A 24362-nucleotide genomic window follows, 5' to 3' on the forward strand; every position below is an offset into this window, starting at 1 on the left:
TTACACAATGAATAAGGACATACCATGAAAGCCCTCGCAAAACTCACCCGAGACACAGGCCTCACCCTCACCGACTTACCCATGCCCGAAGTCGGTCACAACGACTTGCTCATCAAAATCACCAAAACCGCCATTTGTGGCACAGACATGCACATCTGGAATTGGGATGAGTGGGCGCAAAAGACCATTCCCGTCCCCATGCAAGTCGGCCATGAATACATTGGCACGGTGGCGTCAATGGGACAAGAAGTACAAGGTTTCACCATCGGTCAACGGGTTTCAGGAGAAGGCCATATCACATGCGGCTATTGCCGCAATTGCCGTGCGGGACGACGACACCTGTGCCGCAATACGGTGGGCGTGGGCGTGAATCGTGCAGGGGCTTTTGCCGAATATTTGGTGATTCCTGCTTTTAATGCATTTCCGATTCCCGATGAAATCTCCGATGATTTGGCAGCCATTTTTGACCCCTTTGGCAATGCGGTGCACACGGCTTTGTCCTTCAACCTGATTGGCGAAGATGTCCTGATTACGGGCGCGGGGCCGATTGGCATCATGGCGGTGGCGATTGCCAAACACGTGGGTGCACGCCACGTCGTCATCACCGATGTCAACGATTACCGTCTTGATTTGGCACGACAAATGGGTGCAACGCGCGCTGTCAATGTGCTCAATCAAGATTTGAAAACCGTGATGGCCGAGTTGAACATGCACGAGGGCTTTGACGTCGGACTGGAAATGTCAGGCAACCCTTCCGCTTTCCGCCAAATGCTTGAACAAATGAACCACGGTGGCAAAATTGCGTTACTGGGCATTCCGCCATCGAATACCGCCATTGACTGGAATCAAGTGATTTTCAAAGGGCTGGAGATCAAAGGCGTATACGGTCGTGAAATGTTTGAAACGTGGTACAAAATGGTGGCTTTGATTCAATCGGGGCTGGACATCAGTGCATTAATCACCCACCACTTCAAAATCGACGATTTCGAACAGGGATTTAATGCAATGAATTCAGGGCAAAGCGGTAAAGTGATTTTGGATTGGCAATAAATCAGCACCGCCTGCGGTGGGGTTGGGTGTTTTACCACACTCCACCGACCTGCACTCACTTGCACTCACCTCCATCATTGAAATTGAAGCTTCACCGTAGATTCAATCAGCCACTTTTATGGCATGGCCGCGCTCAATTACAATGAATGGGTGGATGGATGCAAAAGAACCTAAATCACCCCATGACAACAGGTGATTTTACAGAAAGCAAACCATGAATTTAAACAACATCCCCTTCGGCACAACGGACTGGTCGACGATTCCCGTCACAGAGCACACAGGCGACACAGGCGTGGCACATTGGCGCACCCAGCAATTTGACGTGATTCGTGTGCGCATGGTCGAGTACAGCGCGGGTTATGTGGCCGATCACTGGTGCAGCAAAGGGCATGTTTTACTCTGTCTGAGCGGTGAATTGCACACTGAGCTGGACGATGGCCGTACGTTTACATTAACAGCGGGCATGAGTTATCAAGTGGCAGATCATGCCGAGGCGCACCGCTCCTCCACACCCTCTGGGGCGACCTTGTTCATTGTTGATTGACCCCATCACCAGCCAATAGCACACTCAAAAAACACGGAAGCGACAGCCATCAACACCTGCTGTCACCGCCGATGTTACCATTGGAACACATGAACGATGACGCTGTTGACCACTTGAGAAAGCCTTAAAAAAATGCACCACCAGTTTTATAACGACTATTCTGAAACCGCCCATCCCGCTTGTTTAGCGGCGATTGCACATGAACCGATGCGACAAGAAGCAGGCTATGGCATGGACACCATCAGCGCACAAGCAGCCGAGGCCATTCGCACCATCTGCCACGCACCTGAAGCGGCGGTGCATTTCCTCAGCGGTGGCACGCAAGCCAATTTAACGGTGATTTCATCCATGCTGCGCCCTTTTGAAGCGGTGATTTCTGCACACACGGGGCATATTTTTGCCAATGAAACGGGTGCGATCGAAGCAACAGGACACAAGGTCATCTCCATGACTGTCACGCAAGGCAAGCTCACGCCAGCCGATGTGCGCGCAGTGGTGGCAGCGCATCCGTGGGAGCATGGCGTGCGCCCGCGCGTGGTGTATATTTCGCAATCCACCGAAATCGGTACGGTGTACAACCTGACCGAATTGCGTGCTTTGCGCGAGGTGTGCACTGAATTGAATTTGTATTTTTTCATTGACGGTGCACGTTTGGGCTCAGCCTTGGTGAGCACCGAAGCCGATTGGACACTGGCAGACATCGCGGCGCTTGCCGATGTGTTTTATATTGGCGGGACAAAAAATGGCGCTTTGCTCGGCGAAGCCGTGGTGATTGTGAACACAAGTTTACAAACTGATTTTCGCTATCACCTCAAGCAGCGCGGCGCCTTGCTCGCCAAAGGGCGTGTGATTGGCAGTCAATTTTTGGCGTTACTCAGCAATGGTTTATTCCAAGCACTCGCCACCCATGCCAACCAATGCGCCCTTGCGTTACAAAATGGCCTGCTGGCTTTGGGTGTTGAATTTGAAAGCCTCTCCAGCACCAACCAAATATTCCCCATTCTGCCGAATGACGCCATCACGGCATTGCAAGCGCGCTATGGTTTTCATGTGTGGAAAAAATACGATGAAGGCCGTCAAATGATTCGCCTCGTGACCTCGTGGGCGACACCGCTGGACAAGGTCAAAGATTTCATTGCCGATGCCCGTGACGCATTACAACACAAGGAAATATAATGTCTAAAGAACTTCATTATGCGGTGGTCAATGTGTTCGCCGAAACCTCTTGGGGCGGCAATCCACTGGCGATTGTGCCCGATGCCGACACACTCGACAGCACCACCATGCAGTTGATCGCACGCCAATTCAATTTGTCCGAAACGGTGTTCATTTGCAGTCCAGACCAAGGCTCCGAACACGCCGCGCGCCTGCGCATTTTCACCCCCGACCATGAACTGCCGTTTGCAGGTCATCCGACCATCGGTGCATCATCGTGGCTGCATCAACATTTGAATTTACCCGACACATTCACCCTGCAAACCAACGCCAAAACGGTGACCATACGCCACAACGAAGGCATTTATCGGTTGGCCATCTCAGGCTACGCCTCACAAGACTGTTCTTTTTCAAACGAACATTTGGCCGATGCGCTTCATTTGCACGCAAATGATTTCGCCGCGCCAGCCCGCTGGATGAACGCAGGCACATGGCAATTGATCGTGCCGTTGAACAGTGCTGCCGCTGTGAATCGGGCTCAACCCAACCTCGCCGCCCTGCTTGATCCGAGCGTCGATGCCGCACACCTCAACGTCTATCTGTGCCACGTGATCAACAATGAAGTCACCTCGCGTTATTTTTTCAACATGGGTCAAGCGGTACTCGAAGACCCTGGCACAGGCGGGGCCTGCTGCAACCTCGGCGCATGGGCACACGAGTCAGGACAGGCTCCGTTGAGTTGGCACATCACCCAAGCCGCTTCGATCAATCGTCCCAACCATTTGTATTTAAATGTCAATGCGGCGGGTGATATTCAAGTCGGTGGGCGCGTCATGCCGTTTGCAACGGGGCAATTAGTGCTGCCCTAGACGGTGAAATGGCGCACCGCCCCTTCACCGTCGTCAACCGTCATTAACAGCCGTTAATTATGCAAGCCCAATGGCGGTTTTATTTTCAATCCTCATTCAGATCAGCAATGCAAAATCCCCAATCCAACTACCTCAGTCTCTCTCAAATTAAAAAAGACCAATCCTCCACCGCTTTGGCTGCGGCATTGGTCGCCATTCTGGCAGGCTATGGTGGGCCTTTGGCCATTGTCATCCAAGCGGCACAAGCAGGTAACCTGACCGAGGCACAAACGACCTCCATGCTGTGGTCATTGTGTTTCACTTTCGGCTTGGCTGGCTTGCTCTTGAGTTATCTGACTCGCGTGCCCATCATCACCGCATGGTCCACGCCGGGTGCGGTATTCCTCATCACTGCATTACCCACAGTGCCCTATGCAGAAGCCATTGCTGGGTTTGTGGTGGCGGGTGCGGTGATCTTTTTGATCGGCATTTCAGGTGCTTTTGACACCGTGATGAACCGCATCCCCAAAACCATTGCGGCGGCTTTACTGGCAGGGATTTTGTTCAAATTTGGCATCAACACCTTCACCACACTGGGCTCAGACACTGCACTGATGCTGCTCATGCTGTTCACTTACTTGATTGGCAAACGTTTTTTTGCACGCTACGCCGTGCTCGCCGTGCTCATCACGGGCTGCGTCTATGTCTTTGGTTTTAAAGGTGCAGCCATCCCTCATGTGCCCCTGCATCTGGCCACCCCCGTATGGACAACGCCAGAATTCACATTCAAAGGCATCGTCAACATTGGCCTGCCACTCGCACTCATCACCCTCACGGGGCAACAGATGACAGGCATCGCCGTATTGCGTGCTTCAGGTTACAATGCCATGCAAGCCCCAGCCAAACCATTGATTTCATTGACCTCGTTCCTATCCCTTATCACCGCACCATTCGGCAACTTTGGCATCAACCTCGCCGCCATCACCGCCGCGATTTGCACTGAGAAAGAAAGTCACGCCGATCCAGCCAAGCGTTACATCGCAGGCTTATGGTGCGGCATTTTCAGCATATTCTTGGGGTTAATTGCAGGGGTGCTGGTGACATTTTTCTTGGGCTTGCCAAAAATTCTCATCACTGTACTCGCGGGTCTCGCCTTGCTCGGCGCGATTCTAAACGGATTGACCAATTTCAGTTCAAACAGCCACAAACCCGCCGAACGTGAAGCCGCTTTGGTGACATTCATGACATGCGCCTCGGGTGTGACGCTGTTTGATTTGGGCAGCGCATTTTGGGGCATTGTATTGGGCTGTGCGGCACATTTTATTTTGACTTACACAAAAAAATCATAAATTATGCGCACAATCCGACGAAACATGATGCGTCAACCAAACAACAGTATGGGGTGTTTTAGACACTGACTTGATTTATAATGCAACACAAGTCACCCCAATTTATCTAAAAGGATGTACCACAATGAGCAAGCTTTTGAAAAAATTATTAATGGTCGCTTTGGCCGTACCCACATTGGCCATGGCGCAGGTGAATTTAGACAAAGTGGTCGCAACGGTTGCAGGCGAACCCGTCACCGCCCAAGAAGTTCAAGAACAAATCAGCATCAATGTGGCGGTGGCCGCTCAAGAAGCAGAAGCCAATGGTAAAAAACTGAATTTGACCGAAGCACAAAAAAACGATGTCAAACAGAGTGCCTTCAATGAAATCATCAGCAATCGCTTGATGTTGAATAAAGCCAAAAACCTCAACATTGGCGTTTCCGACAATGACGCCACTCAAGCATTGAACAACATTGCGCAAAGCCAAAACATCAGCGTTGAGCAATTTAAACAAAATGTGATCAAACAAGGCGGCGAAAAAGGTTGGGCGGCATTGAACCGTGATTTGCGCATGGATTTAATTAAGAATGCCCTCATCAAACATGAAGTGGAAGACAAGGTCAAAGTCTCATCCGATGAAGTCGATGCTTTTTTAGCAGAGCGTAAATTGGGCAAAAACAATCCAATTCCGAAAACCAAAGGCGTTCTCGCCAGTGATATTTTTGTTGCAGGCACTGATAAAAAAGCCAAGGATAAAATCACCGCCGCCAAAGCACGTTTGGATGCCAATGAAGCATTTGACGCCGTTGCCCGCAGCACTTCAGAAAACCCAGAAACAGCGCAAAATGGCGGTAAAGTACCATTCATTGCATTCGACAACTCAGCCGACCCTGCAATCACGAAAGCAATTGAAGGCTTAGCCGATGGCGCAACCAGCAGCATCATCACAACAAAGAACGGTTTGCACATCATCAAAGTTGAAAAGAAAACTGAAATCGAATTTGGCTTGGATGAACAAGTAAAAAATGCCAAGGCCGCCTTAATGGAGCAAAAAATGCCCGAAGCGTATAACACATGGTTGAAAAACTTGATGGAATCGGGTCAATCCTTGGTTGTGATTAAATAACAGCCAAGTTCACTCCCACCCAAGCTTTCAACTTTTGTTTTGCTGGGTCTACGATCGAAACGCTGTCCATAGAGAAAAGCCGCACACCGTGCGGCTTTTTTTTCAACCATTTGCCCACAATTCAATGGCCTGAAATCGGATCGCAGGTGGTAAAATGGGCGCATGGATTCCAATACCCCCCTTCCCCTCGCACTGACCACGGGTGAACCCGCAGGCATCGGTGCTGAAGTCAGTTTGCGCGCCGCATTGCAATGGCAAAACCAAACCCCGTCTTTAACCCCTCTTGTCCTTATGGGGGATTATGATTTTTTGATCGCCACTGCTCGCAACATGGCGCTTGATGTGCAATTTCGCCATTACGACGCCAATGCGCCGTTCACCCACACACAAGATGCGACCCAAATCATTCAAGTCGCTCATGTGCCCCTGCGTGCACCAGCAACCGCAGGTCAACTGAGTACAGCCAATGCACCCCATGTGCTTGAGCTGCTGGACACCGCATTGAATGGCATTGCCTCACAACAGTTTTCAGGCATGGTCACTGCCCCAGTCCATAAAGGCATCATCAATGATGCAGGCATCGCCTTCACAGGGCACACGGAATATCTGGCAGATAAAACCCAAACCGATCAAGTGGTGATGATGCTCGCCGGCGGTGGCATGCGCGTGGCTTTGGCAACCACCCATGTGCCGCTAAAACTCATTTCAGATGCGATCACCATCCCTTCGCTGACACGCACACTGGACATTTTGCTGCATGATTTAACAGTCAAATTCAACATCGCTCAACCACGGGTGCTGGTCACGGGTCTGAACCCGCACGCAGGTGAAGGCGGTCACATGGGCATGGAGGAAATCGACGTCATCACACCCGTGATTCAGTCGTTCCAGCAACGCGGCCATGATGTGCGCGGCCCTTATCCCGCCGACACACTGTTTCAACCCCATTACTTAAATGATGCCGATGCGGTGTTGGCGATGTACCACGACCAAGGCTTGCCGGTGCTCAAGTACGCCAGCTTCGGTCATGGCGTCAACATCACACTCGGTCTGCCCATCATTCGCACATCCGTCGATCATGGCACCGCCATTGATTTGGCTGGGAAAAACACCGCCGATGCCGGCAGCATGTTCGCCGCCATTCAATGCGCACATGACATGGTGCATGCCAGTCACATGAATGCCGCAGTGAACACCCAAACAAACGTTTCAACAAGGAAAATTTAAATGTCTGCTCACATCGCCCGTAAACGCTTTGGTCAAAATTTTTTGCACGATCATGGCGTCATCAATGACATCATCCGCGCAATTGCCCCCAAAGAAGGCGACTGTTTAATTGAAATTGGCCCCGGCTTGGCGGCCTTGACCGAACCCCTATTGGAATACATCCCCCACATGCATGCGGTCGAACTGGATCGAGACCTTGTTGCCCGCTTGGAAAAACGTTTCAAGCCTGAACAGTTAACCATTCATAGCACCGATGCATTGAATTTTGATTTTCTCAGCATTCCAGCAGGTGAAAAATCCCTACGCAAAGTGGTGGGCAATTTACCGTACAACATCTCCAGTCCATTGCTGTTTCACCTCGTGACCTTTGCCCCACACATTGATGTGCAAGTGTTTATGCTGCAAAAAGAAGTCATCGAACGCATGGTCGCCGCACCAAAGGACAAAGCCTATGGCCGACTGTCGGTGATGTTGCAGTACCGCTATGAAATGGAACACCTCTTCGATGTGCCGCCGCATGCGTTTACACCTGCGCCCAAAGTCACCTCAGCCATCGTTCGCATGTACCCCAAACCCATCAGCGCCCGCCATGCAAAAGATGAAGACCATTTGTCCAAACTGGTCGCTCAAGCCTTCAGTCAGCGTCGAAAAATGTTGCGCAACACATTAAGCGGCGTGGTCACTGTGGCACAAATGCACGCCTGCGACATCAAAGAAACCGCCCGCGCAGAAGAACTGTCTTTGGAGCAATTTGTCAATTTATCCAATCATTTGATCAATGTTTCAGCATAACAACAATGCTTCAGTTATTCAGTTATAGCAACAAATTAACGCGGCCATGTCAAAACACGCCTTGACTCCGTATCAAACCACAGGGTTTATCATCAACACATGATTAACCTTCGGCACACACCATGACCACTGCACCCAACACCCCACGCCTCACCGACATTCACCTGCGCTTAGGTGGTGTCGCCTGTGTCGCCTGCACCGACTTGATTGAACGCGACTTGCAACAGGTCGATGGCATTTACAGCGCGCAAGCCAACTACACCTTGCGCCGTGCTTTTGTTCAACTTGATGCCAGTAAAATTGCCGCCACCGACATCATTGCCCGCATCGAGAAACTCGGCTACCACGCTTTTGAGGAGCAAACCCAAGACATCAGCGCCACCGAGAAAAAACAACAACGCAGCGAATTGTTTCGCATGCTGGTCGCAGTGTTGTTGTTGATGCAAAGCATGATGTTCATGTACCCGTTCTACGTCTCATCCGACATGGACATGGGCTCCGACGTGGCTCGACTGATGAAATGGGCCAATCTGGTGCTCACTTTACCCATCATATTTTATTGTGCCACTCCTATTTTTAAAGGCGCATGGGCAGAAATCCGCATGCGCCAGCTGGGCATGGATTCACCCGTGGCACTCGCATTGATCGTTGCCTTCATTGCCAGTGTCTACGCCACCTTGACCAACATTGGCCACGTTTATTTCGACTCCATCACCATGTTTGTGGGCTTGTTGCTGAGCGCACGTTACATCCAGTTCCGCGCACTGAATAAAGCCTCCAGTTACCTCAACGCCGTGTTGCAACACAAGCGCATGTTTGCTGAAAAAGTCATTGATTTTCCGATCAATAAAAACGTACAACTCACACCCGCCGATGAGCTCGCAGTGAACGATGTCGTCTTCATCGCCAGCGGTGAAACCATTCCAGCCGATGCCACCTTGATCGAAGGCACAACCACGTGCTCACAAGCCTTACTCACAGGTGAGTCACAACCCATCCATAAAACAGTCGGTGATGCGGTGCTCGCAGGGGCAACCAACATCGAACAAGGCATTTATACTCGCATCACGGCAGCCCGTGGGGCCAGTGAACTCGACACCATTGAACGCCTCGCCCAACAATCGGCCATGCACAAACCCGCTCTGGCTCGTGCTGCTGAACGCATGGCTCGCTATTTTTTATATGGCTTATTGGCCGTATGCGCCATTGCTGCCATATATTGGGCGCTGCACGACAGCAGCCGCATCGTGCCCGTGGTCGTCTCAATTCTCATCATCACCTGCCCGTGTGCTTTGGCTTTGGCCGTCCCCACCGTTCTCACCGCAGCGACCAGCGCATTGGCCAAACACCACGTGCTTGTGATTCAACCTCAAGCCCTAGAAAACCTTGCCGCAGTGGACGTGTATGCCTTTGACAAAACAGGCACCCTCACTGAAGATGTGCAAACGTTGGAGCACATTGAACTGACCGACGCAGCCCGCGCCATTGATTTTTCCACAAACGACGCCTTACAAATTGCCGCCACACTCGAAGCCGCATCGCGCCACCCGATTGCCTTGGCCTTGCGCAAAGGACTGCAAGATCTAAAATTACCCGAACGCATGAGCGAAGTGGATGCTGTTGAACTGGTTGTTGCTCAAGGGGTCATCGGCAGTGTCGCAGGCTATGCTTACCGCATTGGCAAGCCCAATTTTGCCGCAGAACGCGAGCTCGGTGTACACGAACACCCTGCGCAAATAGAGGGTAAAAGTGTGGCATTACTGTGTTCAGACGGTGAACTGCTGGCATGGTTCATCTTGGCCGACCGCACGCGCGCGCATGCGGCTGATTTGATCAAGGCTTTACAAAAAGACCAGCGTGAAGTGGTGCTCATCAGCGGAGATAAAAGCGATGTGGTGCATCCTTTTGCCTCTGAGCTGCACATCACACAAGCCTTTGCCAATGCCACCCCAGCCGACAAATTGGCACGCGTTCAAGCGTGGCAAAGCAACGGCAAAACCGTCGCCATGACAGGCGATGGCATCAATGATGCCCCTGTTTTGCAACAAGCCGATGTTGCCATCGCCATGGGACACGGCAGCAGCCTCACGCAAATGCAAGCCGATCTTGTCGTTCAATCAGGCGACTTAAACGATGTATATGCAGCCCACAGCATCGCCAAACGTGCGCGTATGTTGATCCATCAAAACCTCGCATGGGCACTGCTGTATAATTTAGTTGCCATTCCACTGGCCGCCACCGACCACGTCAACCCATTGATTGCCAGCATCGGCATGGCATTCAGCTCCCTGATTGTGGTGGGCAATGCCTTGCGCGTGCTGCGCCCCACGCCCCGTTTGTAGTGAAGCGCGAGTCAGTTTTACAGAATAAGCGTTACCCAGACATTGAATTATTTACGAATTTCACCATAGGATAACCATGGAAACCCTGTATTTGCTCATCCCACTGTCCGTCATTTTGGTTTTTCTCATCATTTACGGTCTGTGGTGGGCGGTTCACCGGGATCAATTCGACAAACTGGACAAACATGGACAATCCATTTTTGATGACAACGAAGACGCATCCCATAAACGTTAAAACAGACCTATTTTTTGTGAGACTCAATATGTATGCTTCAACATTCATTTTTGCCAAGAAACAGTTTGACGATGAATTTCATCGCCTCGATCAAGCCATCATAAAGATTGCAAGAAACATCAAGGGCTATGTGGGAGAGGAAAGCTGGGAAAACCCTGAAACGGGTTTGATCTCAAACGTATATTATTGGGAATCGCTTGAGGCCTTGCATGAGCTCATGCAACACCCCACACACAAACAGGCCAAAGCCTCCCAAAACTTGTGGTTAAATGGTTATCGCGTGATCATTTCTGAAATCATTCATACGTATGGCGATGACCAATTTCCGCACCCCATAGCGACCCAACACACACCGCCCACCACGGGCAACACCAGTACTGGTGCGGATTGAAATTTAAAACAATGAAGTGCGCTTGCATTTTGCCGCCTTGAACATCGCCTCACAAAACAAACAGCACCTGCGCAGCAACGAAAACCCACAAAACAAGTATCAGTCAAACACAAAAAAGCCAGCCTGATAACAGGCTGGCTTTTTAACGCTCATGAACAAAGAACTGAATTACTCAGCCAATGCTTTCCACGTTTTAATCACGGTGTCAGGATTCAAAGAAATGGATTCAATGCCTTCTTCAACCAACCACTTCGCAAAATCCTCATGATCCGAAGGGCCTTGACCACAAATACCAACGTATTTATTCATGCGACGGGCAGTGCTGATGGCACGGCTGAGCATAAATTTAACCGCAGGATCGCGCTCATCAAAGTCTTTTGCCAACAACTCCATGCCTGAGTCACGATCAAGGCCCAAAGTCAATTGCGTCAAGTCATTTGAACCAATCGAGAAACCGTCAAAAATCTCCAAGAACTCCTCTGCCAAAATGGCATTCGACGGCACTTCGCACATCATGATGACGCGCAAGCCGTTTTCGCCTTGTTTCAGACCTTTTTCAGCCAACAACTCAATCACTTTACGGCCTTGCTCGAGCGTACGCACAAACGGCACCATGATTTCCACATTGGTCAAACCCATTTCATCACGCACACGCTTCATGGCTTCGCACTCCATCGCAAAAGCTTCTGAAAAGTCTTCTGAAATGTAACGTGACGCACCACGGAAACCGAGCATCGGGTTTTCTTCATCGGGTTCATAACGCGAGCCACCGATGAGTTTTTTGTATTCGTTTGATTTGAAATCAGACAAACGCACAATCACTGGTTTTGGGTAGAATGCCGCGCCAATGGTCGCTACGCCTTCTGTGACTTTATCAACGTAGAATGAACGCGGGTTCGCGTAGCCACGTGCCACCGACTCAACCGCTTTTTTCAAGTCGGCGTCAATGTTCGGGTATTCCAAAATGGCTTTTGGATGCACGCCAATGTTGTTGTTAATCACAAATTCCAAACGCGCCAAACCCACGCCTTTGTTCGGAATCTGACAGAAATTGAAAGCAAGCTGTGGATTGCCCACATTCATCATGATCTTGGTGGCGATTTCTGGCAATTCGCCACGCTCAACCTCCGACACTTCCATGTCAAGGATGCCTTCGTAGACCTTACCCTCATCACCTTCTGAGCACGACACGGTCACAAGCATGCCATCTTTCAACACATCGGTCGCATCAGAGCAACCGACCACTGCAGGCACACCCAATTCACGTGCGATGATCGCCGCATGGCACGTACGACCGCCACGGTTAGTGACAATCGCTGCTGCACGTTTCATCACGGGTTCCCAGTTCGGGTCGGTCATGTCGGCAACCAAGATATCACCGGGTTGCACACGTTCCATTTCCGATGGATCCATGATCACGCGCACTGCGCCTGTACCAATTTTTTGGCCAATTGCACGGCCTGTCGTCAAAACTGTGGCGCTGCCTTTGAGCGCGTAACTCATTTCAGCTTTGCCGCCTTGCTGGCTTTTCACTGTCTCTGGACGTGCTTGCAAAATATAAATTTTGCCATCGTTGCCATCTTTGCCCCATTCGATGTCCATTGGACGACCGTAATGTTTCTCAATGATAACTGCGTATTCAGCAAGCTGTTTCACATCTGCATCGGTGATCGAGTAGCGATTGCGTTGCTCCAATGGAACATCCACTGTTTTCACTCGGCCTTCTTCGCCTTCTTTGGTGAATTCCATTTTGATGAGTTTTGAACCGATAGAACGGCGGATGATCGCCTCTTTACCCAAAGCCAAAGTGGGTTTGAACACGTAAAATTCGTCAGGATTGACCGCGCCTTGCACCACCGTTTCACCCAAGCCATAGCTTGAAGTGATGAACACCACTTGATCAAATCCTGATTCAGTGTCAATCGTGAACATCACGCCCGATGAACCCACGTCCGAACGCACCATGCGCTGAATGCCCGCAGACAGAGCCACTTCAGCGTGTGTAAAGCCTTTGTGCACGCGATATGCAATCGCACGGTCATTGTATAAAGAAGCAAACACGTGTTTGATTTTATCGAGCACGTCGTCAATGCCTGCAACGTTGAGGTAACTTTCTTGTTGACCCGCGAATGATGCATCAGGCAAATCTTCTGCTGTGGCCGATGAACGCACCGCAAATGATGCGTCAGCGGCATCGTCTTTGCTCAAATCAGCAAATGCAGCGCGGATGTCCGCTTCCAAAGTTGGTTGAAATGGCGCATCAACCACCCAGCCGCGAATGTCTGCACCTGCTGCAGCCAAAGCACGCACGTCCTCGATGTCCAAACCTTCGAGGCGCGCCGCGATTTTATTGGTCAAATCATTGTGGGTCAGAAAATCACGGAAAGCTTGTGCAGTGGTTGCAAAGCCTGTCGGCACGCGCACACCAGCACCAGCCAACTGAGAAATCATCTCACCCAAAGACGAGTTTTTACCGCCAACAGAGTCGACGTCCTCTTTCCGCAATTGCTCAAACGGCAATACATTGTGGTTCATCATAAAAGCTCCAAAAGTTAAAAAGTTAGGTGAGCCTTCGGAAAAGGCCTTATTTTTCAATCGCTCACCTAACTGCTCAATGCTTTGGACAAACACGCATATTCGCGTTTGCTATGCTCTCCATTCTACCGTTTTAAATAGGTTAATGCACCTGTTTTATAAACATTTATGATGCTCAAAAGACTGATTTTACCCGTACAATACATACAGCTGTTTCAATCTGGCAAGCCCCCTATTGTTGGTCAATCACCCTCCACAACGCGCCCATTTGGTTTCACGTGCTGCGCCATTGCTCAGGACAGTGATGGTTTGGGTGGCCGATTACCTGATCAATCTGTTAGACCTGAAAATGTCAGCGTCGCTGTATAGACACACGGAAATCATATTATGAATTTAAAACACCTCATTGCCCCGTATCGCCCTGCGATTGCGCTGACCTACGGTTTGACTTTTTTTGAAAAAGCCTGCTTGCTCGCGTACCCCGCGCTGACTGGGTTGACGGTCGATGGCATGATGTCGCACAGTTACACGGGCTTGATTTTGCTCATTGGTACGTGGTTGGCGCACATGCTGGTGGCGTATTTTCGCCAACGTTACGACACACGAACGTTCACCAAAATTTATGCGTTTGTCGCCAACAAAGTCGTGTTGACGCAAAAAGAGCGTGGTGAAGAGTTGAGCGAAATCGCCGCACGGGTCGAGTTGGCACGTGAAATTGTTGATTTTTTTGAACACGAATTGCCGTTTGTCGTGCACACCATGTTGTCGATTATCGGCGCATTGGTCATGCTGTATGTTTATGACGTGCAAGCGGGCTTGATTGCCACCGTCGTGCTTGCACCGTTGCTGATTGGCAATGCGATTTATGCCCGTAAATCCAAACGCCTCAACGGCGGGCTAAACGATCAAGTCGAGCGCGAAGTGCGCACGCTGCAAAGCGGTTCGCCGTTTGCGATTGACCGACATTTTCGCCTGCTCGGACGCTGGAAAGTCGCGCTGTCGGATGCCGAAAACACCGCGTGGGTGTTTACCGAATTTGCCACATTATTGGCGGTTTTGTTTATTTTGCTCAATTTTTTGGGTGCACACAGCGCGAGCGCAGGGACGATTTTTGCGATTTTATCGTATGCGTATGACTACTTGGATGGCTTGGATGGCGTGCCGCAATTGATTAATCAAGTGGTGCGTTTGAAGGATATTCAGGAACGCTTGGCGTGATTTATCGTAAATTATCCAATGTAGGGTGGGCACTGCCCACCGCTCTTTGAAAGCCAATTGCATAAAATGGTGGGCAGTGCCCACCCTACAAAAACGACGGGTTAATCAATAAGAGGGTTGTCAACCACAACCACCGAACCAATAAAGCCCGCGGGCAAGCCCTTCACTGCCCATGAGCGTGATATGGGCGTGGTGCTGTTTTCTTGAATACCGCGTTTGAGTGCTTTGTTGCTGGCTTCAAATATTGCCCATTGCTGGGCAAACTCAACGGCATTGTTGGGTTTTTGTGGCAAATAAACCGCCGCAACGTCGTGTAACTCATTGATTGACCAATCGTCAAATGCCGCAAGTTGAACCAAGTCAATGCCAAATTGTGCAGCACCAAGGCTTACGCCGAGTAAACATAAATGGCCTGCATAACTGATACTCAATTGCAGGTTGGATGCGGTCGGGCCATGTTTGCTCTCTAATACATCACGCCCCAAAATTTGCCGTAAGGCCGCTCGACCATGCGCCCGCATCTCGTCGCGGTTGGTATTGGGGCAGATTACATAACACAACCATGGCGCAACAGCCGTCGGCTCAAATGCGACCGACGGTGGGTATGGATACGCCTCAATCATTGTGCGCTGGCGTGCCGACCCAGCGGGTTTGCGCGGGCAGTTGTTCGCCTTTTAAAATCAATGACAACACGCCGATGTGTACGCCGTCACCTATGACGGTGTCGTACAAAATGGTGCTGCGCGGTAATACGGTGACGTGATTGCCAATATCCACTCGGCCAATTTTCATGATGCGGTCTTCAAACAAGTGGGTTTGCGGGCCGCAACGTGCGTTTAAAATCGAATAATCGCCGATGCTGACGCAATCGTATTCGGTGATGTCGGTGGTGTCCATAAACACACCGCGTCCGATTTTGACCCCCATTGCCCTAAAAGCCCAAGGCAACATCGGTGTGCCGCGCAAAAAGTTCATAAAACTCGGTACGGCGATGGACTCATACATATTGGTGACCGCTTCAGACAACCAAACAAACATCGTCCACATCGGCACGGCGTGCGGTTTGTAGCGACCAATCAATGCCCATTTGAGCAGCCAAACAAATACAAACGAGCCGACACCAAACACAATGCCGCACAACGCCAACATCAAGCCAGCGGCAAACCACTGTTCGTCGTCGGTGTAGGGCACGACTTCAAGCACGGTAAAATAGCCTGTGGTAATCACCAATGACATTGGCAACACAATCCGCAATGCTTCAATCAGCCCACGCGCCATGCGTCGTGCAATCGTCGGGCGGAAAGTTAAAGTGTCATCAAACTCAATCGCTTTTTCACGCATGGGTAAAATCATCGGCGGCAGGCCAATCCAGGTTTGTCCTTGTGCCAATTGCGCGTTGGGTGGGCAACGGGTTTGTACGCCGATTAAGACATCATCGGGCACGATGCGCCCGTCGGGCACGTATGCGCCATTACCGATGAAACTGCGGTTGCCAATCATGGTCGGGCGCAACGTCAGCCAGCCGCCCTCGATGTGCTCGTCGCCGAGCATCACGCCGTCGGCAATAAACGAATCATCACCCAGCGTCAACATGTCGGGCACGATGCCCATCGCGGTGGAAATCTCAGCATCTCGACCAATCCGCGCACCGAGCAAACGAAACCACGAAGCCGAGTAAACCGTGGCGTATAAGCCGTGCAGCACGTTGAGACTGGCTTCTTGAATCTGATTGGTCAACCATTTGCGATAATATAAATTGCTGTGCACAGGATGCGTGTCTGCAACCATACGCTTGGGCATCAGAATGCGGCGCAACAGCGCGGCGATCAACATCATGACCACAATCAAAACCAAACTGGCGGGCAGACCGAGTAAAAAATACTTCAACATCGCGCTGATTAAAAAATGATAATCGCCATTGGTCAAATGAAACCAGTTTTCATCGGCATAATCAATCAAAATAAAACTCGGAAACACGGGGATAAAAAACAACGCCGCAATCAAACACGCCCCGACAAAATAATACAGCGGCTCCAAACGCAAGCGCAGGCTGGATACCGCAGGGCGCGGCGCATGGTGGTGTTTCGGGCGTTCGCCCACATGCTCGGCGGGACTGCCGCTCCACAGCTGATTGGCGGGGATGATTTTGCCTGTATTGAGCGCGGACAACCCTTCCAAATAACCATCATCTTCAATCACGGTATCGCTTTGCAACACGCCATACGAGCCAACAAACGCCCGCGCACCGATGCGCACTTCGCCGAGGATTAAATTTTCGCCTTCGATGTGCGCATTTTCGATGTTCACGCCATTGCCGATGTCAGCATATGCGCCGATGCTGCACAAATGCGGCACGCGCACAGTGACTGAGCCAATCATCACATCACGCCCGATGGTCGCGCCGAGTGCGCGCAAAAATAGATTGTACAAAGATGATGAGGCGAGCAAATACATGGCAGGCACTTCGCTCAATCGCTCAAACAACCACCAGCGATAATACGTCGTGCCCCACAGTCGATAACTGCCCGCTTTAACCCGATGAAACACAACGCGCTTGCTCACAATCACCAACAAAAACGTCACGATGTGGGTCAATAAAAACACGCCCAACGAAGCGAGTACGGCAAAAGTCAAACTGTCGTCTTCGTCGCCCGTCAAATAATGATAGGTAAAAAATGGCATCAACCACTGCGCCATGCGCAGGCAAATCAACGGTGGCAAGGTCAATGCCTGCGCCACGCCACACATGACACGGCGACGCAAAGTACTCGCGCTCGGCGGTACGAGCGGCTCGGCGACGGTTTGAATTTGTGCGGCTTGCACGCTCAATGCTTGCGCAATCGCCGCCACGGTGCGTTGCTGATAAATCACCTGCACGCTTAAATTTTCTAAACCCACGGTGTGGCGCAAGTTCGACACCACTCGCGCCGCCAACAAACTGTGGCCGCCCAAATCGCAGAAAAAATCAGATTGAAATTGAATTACTTGATTCGGAAATGCTTGCTTGAGCGCATCAAACAACGCAATTTCTACTGCTGAATGTGGCGTATCAGAATCTTGTGCATTACTGGGCAAGGTTTCAATCACATGCAAGGCTTTGCGGTCAATTTTGCCCGACAACAAGCGCGGCATCTCGTCAAGTGCGATGATTTGCGCGGGAATCATATATGCGGGCATTTGTTTTTGCAACGCACCGCGCACGGTTGGCGTGTCCAAACTAGCCGTTGCATCCATCACCACAAAAGCAATGAGCTGGTCCACACCCGTGTCATTTTTGACAATCACTGCCGCCGTACCGATGTCGGACTGCTCGCACAGCGCGGCCTCGATTTCGCCCAACTCGACCCGAAAACCACGGATTTTGACTTGGTCGTCGGAGCGTCCCAAACAGTGGATTTGGCCGTGCTCATCAATCCGTGCCAAATCGCCCGTGCGGTACAAACGGCTTTCTAATTCATTTTGCGCATACGGATTGGGCACAAATTTTTCAGCGGTTAAATCATCTCGCCCCAAATAGCCTATCGCCACGCCAACGCCCGTGATGCACAATTCGCCCACTTCGCCGACGGGCAGCATGTCTAACGCTTCGCTCACCACCAACAAACCATAATTGGGCAAAGGTTCGCCAATCGTCACAGGCTGGCCACGCTTTAACTCGGCCAAACTCGCTGACACCGTCGCCTCGGTCGGGCCGTACGTGTTGAACAATTGCCGATACGGTGTCGCCCAACGCTCGACCACCGAGTCTGGGCACATCTCGCCGCCCAAATTAATCAAACGCAAATCCGCCACGTCGCGCGGCAGCAGCGCGAGCAAAGTCGGCACGGCGTGCAACACGCTGATTTCATTGACCTCCAGCGCGTTGACAATCGCATCGGGGTCACTCACCACGTCTTTGGGCGCGAGCCACAGTGTCGCGCCGACGAGATAACTGATCCAAATTTCTTCAAACGACATGTCAAATGCCACCGAAAAACCTTGGTACACGCGGTCGCTCATGTGAATATTGAGCACGCTGTTTTCGCTGCGCAAAAAGTGGCAAATGCTGCCTTGGTTGATCATGATGCCCTTGGGCTTGCCCGTCGAGCCAGAGGTGTAAATCACGTAAGCAGGGTCAGACGGCGCGGCGCGTTGCGATTTTAAATCGCCAACAATCGGCATCGACAAAGCATCCGCCGTCCAAACCGCTTGCGTCAAATGGCTTAACTGAGTGAGCCATTCATCAGCGGTGATTAAACCGACGGCACTCGCATCTTCCAAACACACCGCAATTCGCTCGACTGGCACATCGGCATCAAACGGCAGCCACGCCGCGCCTGCCTTGGCAATGCCCGCCTGCATGACAAGCAAGTCCATCCCGCGCGGCAACCACAAACCAATCATGTCGCCAACTTTAACCCCGCGCTCAATCAAATGATGCGCGACCACATCAGCGCGGCGGTTGAGTTCAAAATAGGTCATGTCGCTGTCGTCATGCCCGTCAATCAGCGCGATTTGCTCGGGCAACGTGTGCGCAGTGTGTTGCAATAAATCGGCCAAAACCTCGTGGCGCAATAAGTCAGGGCGTGAATCGCCTCGTAAAATCATGGTCAACCTTGGGTGAAGTTATTCTGTAGGCTGAATTTTATCGATTTTGATGGGTAATTATTGTTACGGTTTGTACGATTGCCGTGCCCACACAACGCACAAAAAGCACGTCGATGGGGCTGAAAGCTTTTGGAATCCAGTCAAGGGTGTGCCGCAAAAACACAGCGGCACCAACCAAGCCTTCCCTTGTGTTTGTAAAGACATGGGTTCAGATTTAGCTGTGGCTGTCCAAAAAATCAGTTTAAAATGCTTAAATATGGGTCTTGGAATGCAACAGAACTTACGACACCCCTTTATTTTTAGTCTTTTTGAAAGCAAATACATGAGTAATATCCTTCGTAATGTCATCATCGTGTCCGATGGCACAGGCATCACCGCTGAAAACTTTGCCCATTCGCTGCTCGCGCAATTTGAAATCAACATCAAAGACCACCGCATTCCTTTCATTGATTCTGTTGATAAAGCCCATCAAGCGGTTCAAAAAATCAAGGACATTGCCGCCCATTCCATCGCCCGCCCCATGGTGTTCACCACGCTGGTCAATTCTGAAATCAATGCCGTACTCCATGCGTGCGAACAAGCCTATTTCATCGACTTATTCACCACATTTGTCGCGCCGTTGGAGCAAGAATTGGGGCTGAAATCAAACCACAGCATCAACCGCTTGCACCACAATGCAGACTCCACCGCTTACCGTGACCGCATCGAAGCGATTAATTTTGCTTTGGCGCATGATGACGGCCAAACATACAAAAACCTCAAAGAGGCCGACGTTATTTTGGTAGGCGTGTCGCGCAGCGGTAAAACCCCGACCAGCTTGTATTTGGCCATGCAATACGGCATCAAAGCCGCCAACTGCCCATTGATTCCAGAGGATTTTGAACGCCGCGCTTTGCCTTCGAATTTAGTCGAACACCGCAGTAAATTGTTTGGCTTGTCGATCGATGCGCAACGGCTATCCGAAATTCGCAACGAACGCCGTCCGGGCAGCAAATACGCTTCGATTGAAAATTGCCGTTATGAGGTCAACGAGGTCGAACAAATGATGAAACGCAATGGCATTCCTTCATCGTCATCGACCCACAAATCCATTGAAGAAATTGCCACAACAATTTTGCAAGAAATCAAAATTGACCGCTAAAAAAGCATGCGAAAAGTAAAAGTACATTTCCCATACCCACATCAAGACAATCAAACCGTTGCAAGCCTGTTTTTAGATGTGTTAGCGATTGAATTGGCACTTCAAAAAGGGCAATCTGATTTCGATTCTTTCTGGCTCAGGCATTTTCAGGCATCTATTTGATGCTGACCCAATTTACATTACCCACCCATTCATATTAAATTAAGACAACACCATGAACCAAAATGATATTTTATTTGACCGCGCTTGTAAAACCTCACCGGGCGGCGTCAACTCACCCGTTCGCGCATTCCGTTCTGTGGGCGGCACGCCGCGCTTCATTAAACGCGCCAAAGACGCTTATTTTTGGGATGAAAACGACCAGCGTTACATCGACTACATCGGCTCTTGGGGCCCGATCATCGTCGGTCACGCCCACCCCGTCGTGGTGAAAGCGGTACAAGATGCCGCCGCCAATGGCCTCGGTTTCGGCACGCCGACCCGCGCAGAAGTGGACATGGCCGAATTGCTGTGCGACATGCTGCCCGGTTTAGAACAAGTGCGTTTGGTGTCCAGTGGCACTGAAGCGACCATGAGCGCGATTCGTTTGGCACGCGGTTTCACTGGGCGCGACTTATTGGTTAAATTTGAGGGCTGCTATCACGGGCATTCGGACAGTTTGTTGGTCAAAGCAGGCTCAGGTTTACTGACTTTGGGCAATCCAAGTTCATCGGGCGTGCCTGTTGCCGTGTCCAAAGACACTTTGGTTTTGCCATACAACGATGTGGACGCGCTCGAAACGCTGTTCAAAGAAAAAGGCAATGAACTCGCGGCCATCATCCTTGAGCCGATCGCAGGCAATATGAATTTTGTCCGCGCCACACCTGAATTCATGCAGGCTTTGCGTGATTTATGCACGCAATACGGCGCGGTGCTTATCATTGACGAGGTGATGACGGGTTTCCGCGTCGGGCCCCAGTGTGCACAAGGCGTTTACGGCGTGACAGCGGACATCACCACCCTCGGTAAAGTCATCGGTGGCGGCATGCCGGTGGCAGCTTTCGGCGGGCGAGCCGACATCATGGCGCACATGGCGCCACTCGGCGGCGTGTATCAAGCGGGCACCTTATCGGGCAATCCCGTGGCGGTGGCGGCGGGCATGGCGACGCTGAACATCGTTCGCCAAGATGGTTTTTATGAGAACTTGCGTGCAAAAACAGCGACCATGCTGGCGGGCTTCACCGCAGCGGCACAAGCCGCAGGCGTGCCTTTTTCAACAGAAATGGAAGGCGGCATGTTTGGCTTGTTCTTCAGCGAAAGCGCACCGAAAAGCTTTGCAGAAGTGATGGCCTCACGCGTCGATTTATTCCCTGCGTTTTTCCACGCCATGCTCGACGAAGGCGTTTACCTCTCACCCAGCGCGTTTGAAGCGGGCTTCATGTCAGCGGCGCACACCGATGATGACATCGCCGCCACCATCGAAGCCGCGAAGAAAGCATTTGTTAAAATTGCAGATAAGGTTTAACTCGCAACATCAAAATGATTTGAAGGCCTCGCGATCAACAGCAAACAATCATGACCGCGTAGGCCATCACCATCGTTTCAACTTATGAAGCACATTCATCGCTTGCTCACAAAGCCGATGAATAACAAAGGACAAAAGCCTGCCAGCATGACTAATGACCTCAATATCAATTAAACACCATGCCCTCAAAAAAACCTCCTCATCACAAGTACCTGGTAATCTCTCCACAAAGGAGCATCACTCAAAAGTAGGAATTTCTCATAAACTTAGACAAGGAGAATTTCTATGAAGACCTCACGATATAACGATAGCCAAATATCATCCATTATACAGACCCCACCAAAAAAATTATCCCACCATGCGCCCCAAAATAATTAATGTCAACGTCACCGTAATCGCACCGCCGATGCGGGTGGCAATTTGTGCAAAAGGCATTAATTGCATACGATTGGCGGCTGTTAAAATGGCCACATCACCCGTTCCACCTTGACCGCTGTGCGTGGCATTGATGATGGCCGCTTCAATTGGATACAGACCTGTCCATTTGCCGACAAAAAAACCGACGGTCATAATGGTGACCACCGTTGAAACAATCGTGATGATTTGCGGAAAATTAAATGCCTGCATGAGTTTATCCCAAGGCGTACTGGAGACGCCGATGGCAAACAACAGCGGGTAAGTAACGGCTGTTGAGAAAAACTTATACACCACAAATGCACCTTGCTCCAATTTTGGTGATACTGCTTGCGTCAATTTGACAATAACCGCAATGAATAACATCGCCACGGGTGCGGGTAAATCCGTCAGTTTTTGTAATAACACACCACCCAAATACAAAGTAATCGACGTGATGCCTGCCGCTGCAATGCCTGCAACATCAACGTGAACAGTATCAGCATCATCCACATGAGCAATGTCAATATCATGCTCACCTGGCTGCAAGCGTCCCTCACCCGTCCAACTCGGTTTGGCTTTACCGACATAATTCAACACGCCCGACAATAAAATAGCCGTCAAACTGCCCATCATAATTGACGGTAAAACCATGGCAAAATACTCGCCTTGTGCTTTTGCCAGTACTTCAGCTGTCGCCCCTGGATTAAAAATCCCAGCATACCCGACTGATAAAGGAATGGCGCCTTCACCAACACCGCCTGCCATCACAGGCAAAACAATGTATAACAAGGTGTGTTGCAACTCAAAGCCAAAAGCCATACCGACCAAAGTGCCCACAGCGATTGCACACACAGAGCCAACAGCAAGTGGAATAAAAATTTTGACAAACCCTTTAATCAACACTTCGCGATCCATGCCCAAAATGCTGCCGACAATAATCGATGAAATAAACAGGTATAAAAACTTGCTTTCGGTGGTGAACTTGGTCACGTTATCAATCAAACCTTGCGGCAAAATATGATTAAATGCTAAATATGAAGGAATAAAGGTGGCCAAAATAGCCGCCGCACCAAAATTTTTAAAAATAGGAATGTACTTGCCAATTTCTGCACAGGTAAATCCGCCAACCGCTAGTATTGCAATACTCATGGATATTTCACTTGGCACTTTGTTTGTCATGACAAAGCCAACGGTCAATACCAACAAAAGAATATAAATCGGCAATGGAATAATACCAATCCGATAATCAACGATTTTCCACCAGCCATTTGGCCAAAAGCGATTTGAGTCTTTTTGCATCTGAGTCTCCTAAATTATAGTTTTAAATTATCTGTACAAAAACAAATCTACACCTTATGTGATAATACAATGTAAGGAAACACTGAGCAAGTCTAATACTCAATCAGGTCAGCGACGTGTTTGCAGACCAAGTGGGCACAAGCACCAAAGATGGTCAAGCCACTGGCAAAGACGGTAAGGCCGTCACAGATCACTCAGCAGGTTATCAATCGGATTACAACGGCTACAACGCAGGCCAGTCCTCGGTCATGAACGCCAAAGGCAGCACCGACAGCACCACCCATACAGGCATCTCAGCAGGTGCAGTAACGATCACCAACGAAACAGCCCAACAAGCCACCACAGGACAAACGTCGCACAAACGATTGCAGGCATTAACCGAGGTGTCCGTGCCAATCCCCGGAACAACATAGGCGTTGCCAACCTGTACGAGCAGAACAAAGACAAGATCGCAACGGATTCGAGATTTTTAAAACCTTAGGACAAAACACCTCCAGTGACAATGTGACCAATCCTGTACATCATTACGGGCTTGACCAGCAACCTCCTGTCGCAGGTACAACATCAAGCATGGCGTAATGAATTTGTCAGAGCATTTACAATTGTTATCATAAAAAGCATCAAAATCATTCAACTCCCAT

19 protein-coding genes are annotated in these 24362 nt (G+C 50.3%); 15 read left to right on the top strand and 4 right to left on the bottom strand.

What is annotated here, in order from left to right; translation table 11 throughout:
• The first annotated feature begins 24 nt into the window (after positions 1-24).
• The 11 genes from tdh to DTO96_RS11400 all read left to right on the top strand — a co-directional run bounded on the left by tdh (position 25) and on the right by DTO96_RS11400 (position 11041).
• Positions 25-1050 (top strand): L-threonine 3-dehydrogenase, encoded by a 1026-nt coding sequence (gene tdh / locus DTO96_RS11350; RefSeq protein WP_114563599.1) that lies wholly within the window; start codon positions 25-27, stop codon positions 1048-1050.
• 214 nt (positions 1051-1264) lie between these two features.
• Positions 1265-1594, top strand: coding sequence for a DHCW motif cupin fold protein (locus DTO96_RS11355; RefSeq protein ID WP_114563600.1), 330 nt, complete (start codon positions 1265-1267; stop codon positions 1592-1594).
• A 132-nt stretch (positions 1595-1726) separates the two neighbouring features.
• Complete coding sequence (locus tag DTO96_RS11360) at positions 1727-2770, top strand: threonine aldolase family protein (protein WP_114563601.1); 1044 nt, start codon at positions 1727-1729, stop codon at positions 2768-2770.
• The gene (locus DTO96_RS11365; protein ID WP_114563602.1) at positions 2770-3618 is read left to right on the top strand and encodes a PhzF family phenazine biosynthesis protein; all 849 of its coding nucleotides are present in this window, start codon (positions 2770-2772) and stop codon (positions 3616-3618) included. The genes DTO96_RS11360 and DTO96_RS11365 overlap by 1 nt, the downstream gene beginning before the upstream one ends.
• A 107-nt stretch (positions 3619-3725) precedes the next feature.
• Positions 3726-4946 carry a benzoate/H(+) symporter BenE family transporter gene (locus DTO96_RS11370; RefSeq protein WP_114563603.1) on the top strand — a complete coding sequence of 407 codons (1221 nt, stop codon included), beginning with the start codon at positions 3726-3728 and terminating at the stop codon, positions 4944-4946.
• Between the two features lie 136 nt (positions 4947-5082).
• A complete protein-coding gene (locus tag DTO96_RS11375) occupies positions 5083-6054 on the top strand; it encodes a peptidylprolyl isomerase (RefSeq protein ID WP_192878991.1) in 972 nt (323 codons plus the stop codon).
• 162 nt (positions 6055-6216) lie between these two features.
• A complete protein-coding gene (pdxA, locus tag DTO96_RS11380; RefSeq protein WP_114563605.1) occupies positions 6217-7281 on the top strand; it encodes a 4-hydroxythreonine-4-phosphate dehydrogenase PdxA in 1065 nt (354 codons plus the stop codon).
• A complete protein-coding gene (gene rsmA, locus DTO96_RS11385) occupies positions 7282-8073 on the top strand; it encodes a 16S rRNA (adenine(1518)-N(6)/adenine(1519)-N(6))-dimethyltransferase RsmA (RefSeq protein ID WP_114563606.1) in 792 nt (263 codons plus the stop codon).
• Positions 8074-8195: 122 nt separating this feature from the next.
• On the top strand, positions 8196-10415 hold the full coding sequence (locus DTO96_RS11390; RefSeq protein ID WP_114563607.1) for a heavy metal translocating P-type ATPase: 2220 nt from the start codon (positions 8196-8198) through the stop codon (positions 10413-10415).
• A 76-nt stretch (positions 10416-10491) separates the two neighbouring features.
• Entirely contained in the window at positions 10492-10650 is a 159-nt protein-coding gene (ccoS, locus tag DTO96_RS11395) for a cbb3-type cytochrome oxidase assembly protein CcoS (protein ID WP_114563608.1), read from the top strand.
• Between the two features lie 28 nt (positions 10651-10678).
• The gene (locus DTO96_RS11400; protein ID WP_114563609.1) at positions 10679-11041 is read left to right on the top strand and encodes an antibiotic biosynthesis monooxygenase family protein; all 363 of its coding nucleotides are present in this window, start codon (positions 10679-10681) and stop codon (positions 11039-11041) included.
• A 168-nt stretch (positions 11042-11209) separates the two neighbouring features.
• Here the strand turns inward: DTO96_RS11400 and ppsA are convergent, their stop codons facing one another.
• Positions 11210-13579 carry a phosphoenolpyruvate synthase gene (gene ppsA / locus DTO96_RS11405; protein ID WP_114563610.1) on the bottom strand — a complete coding sequence of 790 codons (2370 nt, stop codon included), beginning with the start codon at positions 13577-13579 and terminating at the stop codon, positions 11210-11212.
• Between the two features lie 384 nt (positions 13580-13963).
• Here ppsA and DTO96_RS11410 point away from each other — a divergent pair, with 384 nt between their 5' ends.
• Entirely contained in the window at positions 13964-14794 is an 831-nt protein-coding gene (locus DTO96_RS11410; protein WP_114563611.1) for an ABC transporter six-transmembrane domain-containing protein, read from the top strand.
• Between the two features lie 101 nt (positions 14795-14895).
• On the opposite strand, the gene DTO96_RS11415 is transcribed toward DTO96_RS11410, so the two are convergent.
• Positions 14896-15417 carry a 4'-phosphopantetheinyl transferase family protein gene (locus tag DTO96_RS11415; RefSeq protein ID WP_114563612.1) on the bottom strand — a complete coding sequence of 174 codons (522 nt, stop codon included), beginning with the start codon at positions 15415-15417 and terminating at the stop codon, positions 14896-14898.
• A complete protein-coding gene (locus tag DTO96_RS11420; protein WP_114563613.1) occupies positions 15410-19381 on the bottom strand; it encodes a Pls/PosA family non-ribosomal peptide synthetase in 3972 nt (1323 codons plus the stop codon). Before DTO96_RS11420 ends, DTO96_RS11415 begins: the two co-directional genes overlap by 8 nt.
• A 322-nt stretch (positions 19382-19703) precedes the next feature.
• Between DTO96_RS11420 and ppsR the strand changes: the two genes are divergently transcribed.
• On the top strand, positions 19704-20522 hold the full coding sequence (gene ppsR, locus DTO96_RS11425) for a posphoenolpyruvate synthetase regulatory kinase/phosphorylase PpsR (RefSeq protein WP_192878992.1): 819 nt from the start codon (positions 19704-19706) through the stop codon (positions 20520-20522).
• A 214-nt stretch (positions 20523-20736) separates the two neighbouring features.
• Complete coding sequence (hemL, locus tag DTO96_RS11430) at positions 20737-22026, top strand: glutamate-1-semialdehyde 2,1-aminomutase (protein ID WP_114563614.1); 1290 nt, start codon at positions 20737-20739, stop codon at positions 22024-22026.
• Positions 22027-22374: 348 nt separating this feature from the next.
• On the opposite strand, the gene DTO96_RS11435 is transcribed toward hemL, so the two are convergent.
• Positions 22375-23721, bottom strand: coding sequence for a 2-hydroxycarboxylate transporter family protein (locus tag DTO96_RS11435; RefSeq protein WP_114563615.1), 1347 nt, complete (start codon positions 23719-23721; stop codon positions 22375-22377).
• A gap of 116 nt (positions 23722-23837) precedes the next feature.
• Here DTO96_RS11435 and DTO96_RS11440 point away from each other — a divergent pair, with 116 nt between their 5' ends.
• Complete coding sequence (locus tag DTO96_RS11440) at positions 23838-24134, top strand: hypothetical protein (RefSeq protein WP_114563616.1); 297 nt, start codon at positions 23838-23840, stop codon at positions 24132-24134.
• The last annotated feature ends 228 nt before the right edge of the window (positions 24135-24362 follow it).

Source organism: Ephemeroptericola cinctiostellae (genome assembly GCF_003339525.1).
GTDB classification, from domain to species: domain Bacteria; phylum Pseudomonadota; class Gammaproteobacteria; order Burkholderiales; family Burkholderiaceae; genus Hydromonas; species Hydromonas cinctiostellae.